The organism is Luteimicrobium subarcticum (assembly GCF_002798015.1).
Classification (GTDB): Bacteria; Actinomycetota; Actinomycetes; order Actinomycetales; family Cellulomonadaceae; genus Luteimicrobium; species Luteimicrobium subarcticum.
Window position 1 is genome coordinate 33,954 of record NZ_PGTZ01000013.1, and the last position, 12,687, is coordinate 46,640.

Here is a 12,687-nt window from a genome sequence, read left to right on the forward strand (position 1 = left end):
GTCTGGGAGGGTCGCGGGAGGTCAGTCGCCGTGCGGCGGGGTGACCCAGGTGGACGGTGCGGCCGGCGTGACGACGGGCGGTGCGTCGTTGCAGGTCAGGGCGTTCGGCGTGTACCGGTGGAGCCAGTTCGTGCCGGTGTTCCACGGGTTGTTGTCGACGCCGTCGTTGCTGCCGAGGTCGGTGAGCGTGAACTCCGACCCGGTGGGCGCCCAGTTGAACGCGCCGCAGTTGTTCACGGCGGCCCAGCCGACGCCCCGGACGTCGACGTTCTCGAAGGACGCCCCGCCCGCCGTGCGGGCGCTGATCACGGAGGTGCCGGCGCCGTCCACGCGGACGTCCTTGTAGGCGACGTGCGGGATCGAGTACTGGTCCTTCACGCCGTACTCGGTGACCTCCATGAGGGCGTTGTACGTCGAGTCGAGGAACGTGTCGCCCGTGACCTGGACGTCGGCGTCGATCGACCGGTCGAGCGCGTACATCCACAGGGCGCCGAGGCCGATCTTCCAGTTGAGGTCGAGGCCGCCGGCCCGGACCGTGGTGTTGTCGGTCAGCTTCGCGTAGCCGGCGAACGGCTGGGCGCCGAAGCGCGCGCCGAGGTGCAGGGCGGACCCCTCGCGGATCGGGTCGGCCACCAGGTTCGACGACACGGTGTTGTCCTCGCCGCCGTACAGCGCGATGCCGTTGGCCAGGACGGGCGTCTGGACCGTGTTGTGGTCGACGACGTCGCGGGCGTCCTCCGTGGCCTCGGACCACAGCGCGATCGCGTCGTCCCCGGTGTTGCGGAACGAGTTGTTGCGGATCGCCGAGTCGGTCACGCCGCCGTGGAAGTTGATGCCGTCGGCGATCTGGTCGGCGACGACGTTGTTCGTCACCGACAGGTTCGTCATCGGACCGTCGAACCACAGGCCCACCTTGGTGTGGTGGATGTAGAGCCCGTCGATCGTCGAGTCGCTCAGCGCGCCGCCGATCCCGTTGACCTGGTCGGTGTCGACGCGGTCGCGGACGTCGCCCTCGATCGCGAAGCCCGACAGGTGCACGTTCTTCGAGCCGCCGTCGGCCGCGTCCTTGCCGTAGAAGCCGACGCCGGTGTGCACGGAGCCGTCGGCGGAGGGCTCGTCGAGCGTGACCTGCTTGCCCTTGACGATCGTGTACCAGCTCCCGGCACCCTCGATGGTCACGCCGTCGACGACGATGTGGCGGTTCACCTGGTAGATGCCCGGCGGCAGGTACACGGGCAGGCGGTGCGCCTTCGCGAACGCGATGGCCTTCTCGATCGCGGGCGCGGCGTCGCGGCGGCCCGTCGGGTCGGCGCCGAACAGCAGGACGTTCGCGGCGACGAGCCGCACCTTCGGCGGCGCGACGACCTGGGAGTCGAGCAGGTCGATCGTCGTGGTGGACGCGGTGGAGCCCGCCGGGGCGGTCAGCCGGACGACGGTCCCTGCGGGCAGGGTGCGCCCGAGCAGGAGGCGCTGCTCGTCGTAGAAGTGGTTGGGGCGGAAGGGCGCCGCGAACGTCGTCGTGGTGCCGGGCGCGCAGCCGCACTCCGTCGTCCACCAGTCGGGCTGGATCGACGTCGTGAGGGTGGGGTCGTTGGTGAACGGGTACGCGTTGTAGAGCCACGCGTACTGCGACGTGAGCGTCATGGTGCGGTTGACGAGCGTCTGCTTGCCGCTCGTCGCGGTGACCGCGAGGGGAGCGGTCATGCCGCCGCCCTGCGGGGAGTCCGGGATCGAGTAGCGGACCGTGATCGCGTTCGCTGCCTGCGGCAGCGTGAAGTCGACGTGCTGCCCGGCCCGGAGGCTGACGGCCGAGCGGCCCGACGCCTCGGCGGCGAGCGTGTACGCGTCACGGCTCTTCGCGAGCACGGTCCCGTCGGTGGTGGCGTTCTCGGCCTCCTGCTCCTGGACGCCGAGGTCGGCACCGCGTCCGGCCACGAGCGCCGGGTCGAGGGACGCGCGGGTGACGGGGGTGGGGGCCGGGGCGGTGGAGTGAGCGAGCGCGGTGCCGCCGCTCGCGAGCACGCCCGCGGCGGTCACGAGCGCGGTGGTGGAGGCGAGAGCGGTCCTGCTCCAGCGTGCCCGGGTGGGCGCGGGGGACCGCCTGTGGCTGGGTGTCATCGTTGACCCGTCCTGTCGTAGCCGGTGCCCGCGTCGCGCCGGTGCGGCGCGGGTCGTCACTCGCGACTCTAGGACCGGACACAGCGAATCAACAATGATCGAGATCGAATCTCCATTGATTTGTCGAGAAGTTGCGTGACCTTGCGTCACATTGCGGTACCTACGCCTTTCCCGCAAGCAAGCGTGGGTAGATACGTGTAGCCCACAGACTTCCGCGCGAGTCCTTGAACTCTCCCCGAAACCGGACGAAACATGACGTCAGCGGTCCGCAAGGCAGCGGGCCGTGACGGGACGCCGACCGGTCCGCTGGTTCGACCTCGCGCGTCGCCCCGTCCTGCTGCCCGGTCGCCCCCGCGACCGGGCCGGAGCAAGGAGTCACGATGAAGCTCAGGCTCGATGCGCGCCTCGGCGCGGTCGCCGCAGCCGGCGCCCTGGCGCTGACCGGCGGCCTCGCGACCGCGGTCGCCGCGCACGCCGCCACGACCACGGCCTGCGCCGCGGCGTGGAGCGCCTCCACGGTCTACACCGGCGGCCAGGCCGCCAGCGAGAACGGCGTCAACTACAAGGCCAACTGGTGGACCCAGGGCGACGACCCTGCGACCCAGAGCGGTGCCTCCGGCAGCGGCAAGCCCTGGACGTCGCAGGGCGCGTGCACCGGCGGGACCGGCACGCCGACGGCCACGCCCACGAAGACGGCCACGCCGACGGCCACCCCCACGAAGACGAGCACGCCGACGGCGACCAGCACGCCGACGAGCACCCCCACGAGCACCGGCGGCACGGGTGTCGGGTCGGGCTTCGTGTTCAGCCCGTACAAGGACATCACCGTCTCGATGGACTGGAACACGAACACCCTGCGCACCAACGCCGGCGGCTCGATGCAGCCGCTCGTCGGGACGAACAGCTTCTTCTCGAACGTCGCCCCGAAGATGGGCTCGATCACGCTCGCGTTCGCGACCGGGACGTGCACCAACGAGGGCTGGGCGGGGGTCAACGCGCAGAGCTTCATCGACGCGAACATCGGCAACCTCGACAAGGCCGGCCTGAACTACATCGTGTCGACCGGCGGTGCCGCCGGGTCGTTCACGTGCGGGTCCGGCGCCGACCTGCAGAAGTTCATCGCCCGCTACGCCACCCCGCACATGATCGGGCTCGACTTCGACATCGAGAACGGCATGTCGGCGAGCGACATCACCAACCTGGTCAACGCGGCCGCGTCGGCCTCGACGGCGTACCCGAAGCTGCGGTTCTCCTTCACGCTCGCGACCTGGGCCGCGTCGGACGGCAGCTACGCCGGCCTCAACTCGCTCGGCACGTCCGTCGTCAACGCCATCAAGGCGTCGAACCTGTCGAACTACACGATCGACCTCATGACGATGGACTACGGGGGCCCGTCCGCCGCGGTGTGCGTCATGTCGGGCGGCCAGTGCGACATGGGCGCCTCGGCGGTCCAGGCGGCGAAGAACCTGCAGCACACGTTCGGCATCCCCTACAGCAAGATCGAGCTCTGCCCGATGAACGGCCCGAACGACGTCGCCGGTGAGAACTTCTCGCTCGCCGACGCCGACACCGTGTCGTCGTTCGCCAAGGCGAACGGTCTCGCCGGGGTGCGCTTCTGGTCGCTCGACCGCGACTCCGGTGCCTCGTACACCAAGCGTTTCATCGCGGACCTCGGTCTCTGAGCCGGGGCACCGCACCAGCAGCACCGACGGGCCGTCCCTCCGGGGGCGGCCCGTCGCTGCGCCAGAGGGCGGGGCCGTACGCCGCTCACGTCAGGTGGTCGAAGTCGCCGCGCACCCAGGCGGCGTGCCGCTCTGCCGACCGGCGGACGACGGCCGCCGCGTCCGCCGTGACCACGCCCTCGAAGTTGTTGTAGAGCCGGTCGAACGCGAACCGTCCGACGTGCGCGGCGACGCGCAGCGTCACCGCGGCCGACAGCGGGATCCGGTTCGGGTACGACCGCATGAAGCTCACCGACGTGCGGTCCGGGTTCGCCATGATCGTGTCTCCCGCGAGGAGCACGCCGCGACCGTCCGCGCCCTCGGCCCAGTGCGCGACGGCACTGCCAGGGAAGTGGCCGCCGGGCTGGGTGAGCGTCACGCCGGGCAGCACCTCGAGGTCGCCCGACCACGGCCGCACCGCGTCGTCCGGGCGGGCGACCCAGCCCAGGTCGGGCTCCGCGACGAGCACCGGCACCCCGCCGAGCCGGCGGCTCCACTCCACCTGCACGCCGAACATGTGCGGGTGGCTGGCCGCGATCGCGACGACCTCGCCGAGCGCGCGCACCGCGGCCACCGCGTCGTCGTCGACGTAGCCGAGGGGGTCCCACAGGAGCAGGCCGGCGGGGGTCCGGACGACCTTCGCGCGCTGCCCGATGCCGACGGCGTGGCCGCCCGACGGGTCGTGCACCTCCAGGCCGAACAGGTCGGGCTCGAGCTCGTCGACCCCGACACGGGCCCCGGCGGCGGCGAGCTCGTCGAGAGTGGTCCAGCGTTGGCCGCCCTCCGGCACCCACTGGCGCTCGTCGGCGCAGACCGCGCACACGTCGGGGCGCTCGGCGTGCTCCACGCCGCACGTCGCACAGATCCAGAAGTCGTCCGTCATGTCGTGTCCTCTCGCGTCCTGGGTGCGCGTCCCAGCCTGCCACCCTCGCCGACACCGGCCCAGTCGTCCCGGGCGTCTCCCGGGCGTTCCACGGCTACAGTGCGAGAGCCCTGCCCTGCGACCTCGGAGGAGAGCCGTGCCGCTCGTCGACAACGCCCTGTACGTCCAGGGGCGCCGCATCGAGGACCCTGCCTCGCTCGACGTGACGTTCGACCGGATGCGCGCCGACGGCGCCATGGCGTGGCTCGGGTTCTACCAGCCGACCGTCCAGGAGATCGACGAGGTCGCCGCGGAGCTCGGCCTGCACCCGCTCGCCGTCGAGGACGTCCTCACCGGCCACCAGCGGTCCAAGCTCGAGCGGTACGGCGACTCCCTGTTCCTCGTGCTGCGCCCGGCCCGGTACCTCGACGACGTCGAGGAGGTGGAGGTCGGCGAGCTCGCCGTGTTCGTGGGCACCGACTTCGTCGTGACCGTGCGCCGCTCGCAGACGCCGCGGCTCGACGAGGTCCGGCGCGGCCTCGAGGCCGACCCCGACCGGCTCGCGGCGGGGCCGTCCGCGGTGCTGCACGCCCTGCTCGACCAGGTCGTCGACGAGTACGCCCCCGTGCTCGACGGCCTGGAGAACGACGTCGACGAGATCGAGGACCACCTCTTCGGCGGCGAAGGAGGCGACGACGCGCTCGCCCGCCGCATCTACTTCCTGTCGCGCGAGGTCATGTCGCTGCAGCGGGCCATGGCGCCGCTCGTCGGGATCCTGCGGCAGCTCGAGATCCGGTGGCGGGGGCACGACGAGGACCTCGAGCTCCAGCGCGCGCTGCGCGACGTCGCCGACCACGTGGCGGCGGGCGTCGAACGCGTCGACGGCCTGCGCTCCGTGCTCGCGAACGCGCTCGACGTCCACACGTCGCTCGTCGGGAACCGGCAGAACGAGACGGCTCTGCGGCAGAACGAGCAGATGAAGCAGGCGTCCGGCTGGGCGGCCATCCTCTTCACGCCGTCGCTGGTCGCGGGGATCTACGGCATGAACTTCTCGCGCATGCCCGAGCTGGACTGGTACTGGGGCTACCCGTTCGCGATCCTGCTGATGCTCGTCACGGCGGGCGGCCTCTACACGGTGTTCAAGCTGAAGGACTGGCTCTGAGGTCCGTCGTCGCCGGTCAGGCGGACGAGGCGCCGCCCGCACGGGCCGGTGGCACCATGGCGTCGACGAGCGCGGCGCCGCTGCGCCGGGAGAGCTCCGTGGCCGCAGGGTTGCCGTCGAGGCGGTACGACAGGTTCGCACCGTCGTAGATCACGACGAGCTGTCGGGCGAGCTCGTCGGGGTCCGTGGCCCCGGCCTCGCGGGCGAGCCCGGTGAGGTAGGTGCGGAGCCAGTCGCGGTGCGCGCGGGTGCGCTCGTCCGCCGCGTCGCCCGCGTCCGACTCGGCGCTCGCGTTGACGAACGCGCACCCCCGGAAGGTCGGCTGGGCGAAGAGCTCGGCCTGGGCGTCGTAGAGGGCGAGCAGGCGCGCGCGGGGCGCCGTCTGCCGGGCCACCGCGGCTTCGATGCGCGCCCTGCTCCGGTCGTGCCGCAGGTCGAGGTAGGCCCCGACAAGGGCGTCCTTGCTGCCGAACGTCGTGTAGAGCGAGGCCTTGGCGACTCCCGCGCGCTCGATGATCCGGTCGATGCCGACGACGTGGATCCCTTCGGCGTAGAAGAGCTCGTCCGCGGCGGCGAGGAGACGCTCACGGGCCGACGGCTGGGTCGCGGTGGCCATGTGTTGACATTAACAGACAGGTCTGTCTAGTGTCGACAGCATCAGACAGACCTGTCTACTCAGGCTGTGTGGACCGTCCCCGCCAGGGGGCTGCTCCCGAGGAGGAACCGTGACCACCACGCTCCGCGCCCCTGCCGACCCGGTCGCCGCCGCCAACCCCGCCCACGGCAGGCCGACCCGTCGCACCCTGCCCCCGGCGCTCGCGTTCGGCCTCGTCGTGTCGCTCGGTGTGGTGTTCCTCGCGTCCGCCAGCGCGCCCACCCCGCTCTACGCGACCTATCAGGCCGAGTGGGGCTTCACCCCCCTGACCACCACCGTCGTCTTCGGCGTCTACGCCCTGGCTGTCCTCGCCGCGCTCCTCGTCGCCGGGCGCCTCTCGGACCACGTCGGCCGACGACCCGTCCTCGTGGCCGCCGCACTCGCGCAGCTCGCCGCGATGGTCGTGTTCACGACGGCCCAGGGTGTCGACGCCCTGCTCGTGGCCCGGGTCGTCCAGGGCCTCGCGACCGGAGCGGCGGCCGCCGCGGTCGGGGCAGCCCTCCTCGACCTGTCGAGCACGCGCGGGGCCTTCGCGAACGCTGTCGCGACACCCGTGGGGACCGCGACCGGGGCCATCGGCTCGGGCCTCCTGGTCCAGTTCCTGCCGCAACCCACCCACCTCGTCTACGACGTCCTCGGCGTGCTCCTCGCCCTGCAGACCGTCGGGCTGCTGCTGATGGCAGAGACGCTGGCGAGCACCCGACCCGGTGCCGTCGCCTCGCTCCGGCCGCGGCTCGGCGCTCCTCGCGCAGCGCGACGCGTGCTCGTCGGCATCGTGCCGGCGCTCCTCGCCGCCTGGTCGCTCGCCGGGCTCTACGGGGCCCTCGGTCCGGCGCTCGTGCACGAGCTCTCGGGCTCGACGAGCACCGCCGCCGGGGGTGCGTCCCTGTTCGCGCTCGCCGGCAGCGCCGCCGTCGCCGTCTGGCTCCTGCGCGACCTCGCGCCGCGCACCGTGCTCCTCGTCGCGATGCCTGCCCTGGTGGTCGGGGTCGGGCTCAGCCTCGTCGCGGTCGCGACGTCGTCGCTGCCGCTCTTCTTCGCGGGCACGGTCGTGGCGGGGATCGGTTTCGGATCGAGCTTTCAGGGCTCGATCCGGCTGGTCGTCCCGCTCGCGCAGGCCCACGAGCGGGCCGGGCTCCTGGCCGTGCTCTATGTGGTCGCCTACGTCGGGATGGGTGTCCCGGCGATCGTCGCGGGAGTGCTCGTCGTGCACGGCGGCGGGCTCGTCGACACCGCCTACCAGTACGGCGCGGCCGCGATCGTCCTCGCCGTCGTGGCTGCGGGCGCCCTCGCGCTCGACGGACGGGCGGCGCGCCGGACCGCGCGCGCGGAAGCGACCGCCGCGCAAGACGGGGACCCGGCCGGTGCCCTGCGCTGCCCGGTCCCGTGCGGCGCGGAGGCCTGAGGTCCGGTGGAATGGGGGCGTGAGCCCTGAGACGACGACCGAGACGACCAGACCGACAAACGCGGTGACGCGTCCCGTGAAGGACGCGGCGACCCCGCCGTGGTGGCAGAGCGCAGTCGTCTACCAGGTGTACCCGCGTTCGTTCCAGGACTCCGACGGCGACGGGATCGGCGACATCCCCGGGATCCGGCGCCGCCTCGACCACCTGCAGCGCCTCGGCGTGGACGTCGTCTGGCTGTCTCCCGCGTACCGGTCGCCGCAGGCCGACAACGGGTACGACATCAGCGACTACCAGGACGTCGACCCCCTGTTCGGGTCCCTCGACGACCTCGACGGCCTGATCGCGGACCTGCACCGGCGCGGCATGAAGCTCGTGATGGACCTCGTGGTGAACCACACGTCGGACGAGCACCCGTGGTTCGTCCAGAGCAGAGCGTCGAGCGCGTCCAGCAAGCGCGACTGGTACGTGTGGCGGCCGCCGCGGGCCGGGCACGTGGGCGGCGAGCCGGGCGCGGAGCCGAACGGCTGGCGCTCCTACTTCTCCGGCCCGGCGTGGACCTGGGACGAGGCGACGGGCGAGTACTACCTGCGCCTGTTCCACACCAAGCAGCCCGACCTCAACTGGGAGAACCCCGACGTCCGCGAGGCGGTCTGGTCGATGATGCGCTGGTGGGTCGAGCGGGGCGTCGACGGGTTCCGCATGGACGTCGTCAACAACATCTCGAAGCCGATCGACCTCACGGGCCCCGAGGCGGACGGCTTCGTCTACGGGTTCGGGCCGAAGCGCCACGAGTACCTCCAGGAGATGCGCCGGGAGGTGTTCGACCGCTACCCGGACCGCGACCTGCTCACCGTCGGCGAGATGCCGGGGGTGACGATCGAGGACGCCGTCCTCTACACGGACCCGGCGCGCCGCGAGGTCGACATGGTGTTCCAGTTCGAGCACGTGGGTCTCGACCACGGTCCGGGCGGCAAGTTCGACCCGGTACCCCTGGACCTGCGCGCGCTCAGGGCGTCGCTGGGTCGCTGGCAGGACGGGCTCGCGGCCGTCGGCTGGAACGCCCTCTACTGGGACAACCACGACCAGCCCCGGGCGGTGTCGCGGTTCGGCGACGACGGCGAGCACTGGCGGGAGTCCGCCACGGCGCTCGCGACCGTGCTGCACCTGCACCGCGGCACGCCGTACGTGTACCAGGGCGAGGAGCTCGGCATGACGAACGTGCCGTACGCCTCGATCGACGACGCCCAGGACGTCGAGTCCCTCAACGCGTACGCGGAGGCGGTCGCGGGCGAGGCGCCCGGCGGCCTCACGCCGGAGCGGGTGCTCGACGGCATCCGCGCCATGGGTCGTGACAACGCGCGCACCCCCGTCCAGTGGGACGGCACCGAGCATGCGGGCTTCACCACCGGGACACCGTGGCTGCCCGTGGCCCCGAACCACACCTGGCTCAACGCGCAGGCGCAGTACGACGACCCGCGCTCCGTGTTCCACCACTACCGGCGGCTCATCGCGCTCCGGCACGAGCGTCCGGTCGTCGCGCACGGCGACCTCACGATGCTCCTGCCCGACGACGAGTACCTCTACGCCTTCGAGCGCACGTTCGCCGGCGAGCGCCTCGTCGTCGTCGCGAACCTGTCGGGCGAGCGGCGCCGCGCGCCCCTCGACGTCGGTGGGATGCGCGTCGTCCTCGGGAACACCGAGCACCACGCGACCGGGACGATCGTCGGGGGCGGCGTGCTCGCGGGTGCAGGCCTCGACCGCCCGGGCGACGACGAGGAGCCCGGCATCGACCTCGACCCGTGGGAAGCCGTCGTGCTGGGCTGAGGCTGCCGGCGCCGATCCTGCGCCGATCCCGGGCCGATCCCGGAGGACCGCGCGCGTCGCTCGCGCCCGTCGTCGCGTCGCCGGGTGACGATGGGGCATGACCTCCCTGCGCTTCGCCCTCGTCGGCTACGGCGGCTCCGGCCGCGGCATCCACGGTCGCCTGATCCGCGAGGCGGGCCACACCGTCACGGCGATCGTCGTGCGCGACCCCGTCCGCCGGGGGCAGGCGGCCGGCGACTGGCCCGGCGCGTCCCTGTTCGACTCGCTGTCGTCGCTGCTCGGCAAGACGGGCCTGTACGACGTGATCGTGCTGGCGTCGCCGTCCGGGCTGCACGTCGAGCACGCCGAGTCGGTCGCGAGGGCGCGCGTGCCGTTCGTCCTCGACAAGCCGATCGCGACGGACGCCGCGAGCGCCCAGGAGATCGTCGAGACGGCCGAGGCGGCGCACGCGCCGTTCACGGTGTTCCAGAACCGCCGCTGGGACCCGGAGCAGCTCACGCTGGCCGCGCTGCTCGGGCGCGGCGAGCTCGGTGACGTGCACACGTTCGACCGCCGGTGGGAGCGGTGGCGGCCCGTGCCGATGCAGCGGTGGAAGGAGAACGACCCCGTGGGCGGCGGGCTGCTCCTCGACCTCGGCCCGCACCTGGTCGACTCGGCCACCCAGCTCTTCGGGCCGGTCGAGTCGGTGTACGCCGAGCTGCGCGCCCTGACCACCCCGACCGAGGACGACGTGTTCCTCACGCTGCACCATGCCGCGCCCGCCGGGTCCGGCTCGGGGGTGGGCGGTGTGACGAGCCGGCTGTGGGCGGCGTCCGTCGTGGGCGCCCCGGGGCCGCGCACCCGGGTGCTCGGGACGCGCGGCGCCTACGTCGTCACGACGTTCGAGCAGGACGCCTCACCGTTCGAGGTGTTCGACGCCGACGCCCCCGAGGGCACGCTCGGCTGGCTCACCCACGGGCGCGAGCGCACCCCCGTCCCGCAGGCGCAGGGCGGCCACGCGGACTTCTACCGTGCGGTCGCGGACTGGCTCGCGGGCGACGCCCCCGTGCCCGTCGACCCGCGTGACGCCGTCCGCACGGCGCAGGTCCTCGACGCGGCCCGGGTGTCGGCCCGGGAAGGTCGGCGGGTCGAGATCTGACACAGATGTCCCAGAACCTGCCATGATGCAGCGATGACCGACGTGCAGACGGGGGCCCGCACGCTCAGCCCGGCCACCGACCCACCGGCTCGACCGGCGGACGCCTCGCCCGACCCCGCATTCGAACGCTTCGCACGGCTCGTCGCCGTCACGCTCGACGTCCCCGTCGCGCTCGTCTCGATGTCGACCGGCGACGGCTGCCTCACGTTCCCCGGCGCGGTGGGCAGCGGCCCCTGGGAGCACACAGCCAGCATGCCGACCACCGACACGCTGTGCCAGCACGTCATCGGCACCGCCGAGCCGCTCGTCGTCGCGGACGCGCGCGAGCAGCCGGACCTGCGCGACCTCCCCGCCGCCCGCGACGCCGACGTCGTCGCCTACGCCGGCTACCCCGTCCGCGACACCGAGGGCAGGACCGTCGGGTCGCTCTGCGCGATCGACCACGAGCCGCGCGACTGGACCGAGCGGGACCTGCAGGCGCTCGCGGACCTCGCCGACGCGTGCTCCGTCCAGGTGCGGCTCCAGGAGGAGACGCGCCGCGCGCGCACCGCCGAGGAGGACGCCAACCGGCGCCACCGGCACGCCAGCATCCAGCTCGCGCTCGCGGAGGCGCTCTCCGCGACCACGACGGTCGACGACGTCCTCGACACCGCGCAGCAGCTCGCCGCCGAGAAGATCGGGGCCGCGCGCTCCGGGATCGCCCTGACCGACGGGCGCGGACGGCTCCTCGAGTGGGTCCGCGCTGCCGACGTCCCCGACATGCCCCGCAGCATGTGGTCGGCCGACGACCTGCACACCGACGACCAGTGGCCGTCGGTGCAGTGCGTGCGTCGCCGGGAGGCCCTCTACTTCGCCGACGCCGACGAGCTCACCGCGTCCTTCCCCCGGATGGACGGCCTCGGGGGTCCCGGTGCGCTCGTCCTGCTCCCGCTCGTCACCCGCGACGCCGTGATCGGCGTGCTCATGCTCCGCTGGCTCGAGCCCCGGCCGTTCGACGCGGTCATCCGGGCGCTCCTCACCACCATGGCGGGGTACACCGCGCTCGCGCTCGAACGGGCCCGGCTGCTCCAGCACCGGCACGACGTCGCCCACGTCCTGCAGACCGCGATGCTCACCGAGCTGCCCGACCCCGCGGGGCTCGCGCTCGACGGTGCGTACATCCCCGCCGTCACCGGCGACCAGGTCGGCGGCGACTGGTACGACGCGCTGATCCTCAAGTGCGGCGGCACGGCCGTCCTCATCGGGGACGTCACCGGCCACGACATCGACGCCGCCGCCCTCATGGGCCAGCTGCGGCTGCTGCTGCGCGGGTCCCTGTGGTCCGACGAGGCGCAGTCGCCCGCCGGCACCCTCCAGCTCGTCGACGAGGCGAACATCGGCACCGGGATCGAGGCGACCGCCTCCGTGCTGCTCGCCTACGTCGAACCGCCGGGCGAGGACGGCTTCCGCAAGGTCCGTTGGTCGAGCGCCGGGCACCCGCCCGCGTTCGTCCGGCGTGCGGACGGGCGCGTCGAACGGCTCATCGGGGTGCACGGCCTGATCCTCGGCGTCGCACCCGACCTGCCGCGGCGCAACCACGAGACGCGCCTCGGCCCCGGCGACACCCTCGTGCTCTACACCGACGGGCTCGTCGAACGGCGCGGCGAGCGCCTCCAGGTCGGGCTCGACCGGCTCGCCGAGCGGCTCGCCGACCTGGACCACGTGACACCCCGTGCGCTCGTCGACGCGATGTCTGTCGGAGACCTGCACGAGGACGACGTGGCCGTCCTCACGGTTCACGTCGAAGGTCTCTGACTCCCCG

Annotated in this window: 9 protein-coding genes; 6 read left to right on the forward strand and 3 right to left on the reverse strand. The window is 72.7% G+C overall.

The window, feature by feature from the left end; genetic code table 11:
• Positions 1-21: 21 nt before the first annotated feature.
• On the reverse strand, positions 22-2,118 hold the full coding sequence (locus tag CLV34_RS15270; RefSeq protein ID WP_100351180.1) for a glycosyl hydrolase family 28-related protein: 2,097 nt from the start codon (positions 2,116-2,118) through the stop codon (positions 22-24).
• 380 nt (positions 2,119-2,498) lie between these two features.
• On the opposite strand from CLV34_RS15270, the gene CLV34_RS15275 reads away from it, so the two are divergent.
• On the forward strand, positions 2,499-3,800 hold the full coding sequence (locus CLV34_RS15275) for a carbohydrate-binding protein (protein WP_100351181.1): 1,302 nt from the start codon (positions 2,499-2,501) through the stop codon (positions 3,798-3,800).
• Between the two features lie 85 nt (positions 3,801-3,885).
• Here CLV34_RS15275 and CLV34_RS15280 read toward each other — a convergent pair whose 3' ends face one another.
• Positions 3,886-4,722, reverse strand: coding sequence for an MBL fold metallo-hydrolase (locus CLV34_RS15280; protein WP_100351182.1), 837 nt, complete (start codon positions 4,720-4,722; stop codon positions 3,886-3,888).
• Positions 4,723-4,858: 136 nt separating this feature from the next.
• On the opposite strand from CLV34_RS15280, the gene CLV34_RS15285 reads away from it, so the two are divergent.
• Complete coding sequence (locus CLV34_RS15285; RefSeq protein WP_100351183.1) at positions 4,859-5,863, forward strand: magnesium and cobalt transport protein CorA; 1,005 nt, start codon at positions 4,859-4,861, stop codon at positions 5,861-5,863.
• A 16-nt stretch (positions 5,864-5,879) separates the two neighbouring features.
• On the opposite strand, the gene CLV34_RS17240 is transcribed toward CLV34_RS15285, so the two are convergent.
• On the reverse strand, positions 5,880-6,479 hold the full coding sequence (locus tag CLV34_RS17240; protein ID WP_100351184.1) for a TetR/AcrR family transcriptional regulator: 600 nt from the start codon (positions 6,477-6,479) through the stop codon (positions 5,880-5,882).
• Between the two features lie 109 nt (positions 6,480-6,588).
• Here CLV34_RS17240 and CLV34_RS17130 point away from each other — a divergent pair, with 109 nt between their 5' ends.
• The 4 genes from CLV34_RS17130 (at position 6,589) to CLV34_RS15310 (ending at position 12,680) form a co-directional block, all read left to right on the forward strand.
• Positions 6,589-7,923 (forward strand): MFS transporter, encoded by a 1,335-nt coding sequence (locus CLV34_RS17130; protein ID WP_245859289.1) that lies wholly within the window; start codon positions 6,589-6,591, stop codon positions 7,921-7,923.
• Positions 7,924-7,987: 64 nt separating this feature from the next.
• On the forward strand, positions 7,988-9,748 hold the full coding sequence (locus CLV34_RS15300; RefSeq protein WP_100351185.1) for an alpha-glucosidase: 1,761 nt from the start codon (positions 7,988-7,990) through the stop codon (positions 9,746-9,748).
• 97 nt (positions 9,749-9,845) lie between these two features.
• Entirely contained in the window at positions 9,846-10,886 is a 1,041-nt protein-coding gene (locus CLV34_RS15305; protein ID WP_100351186.1) for a Gfo/Idh/MocA family protein, read from the forward strand.
• Between the two features lie 33 nt (positions 10,887-10,919).
• The gene (locus CLV34_RS15310) at positions 10,920-12,680 is read left to right on the forward strand and encodes a SpoIIE family protein phosphatase (protein WP_100351187.1); all 1,761 of its coding nucleotides are present in this window, start codon (positions 10,920-10,922) and stop codon (positions 12,678-12,680) included.
• The last annotated feature ends 7 nt before the right edge of the window (positions 12,681-12,687 follow it).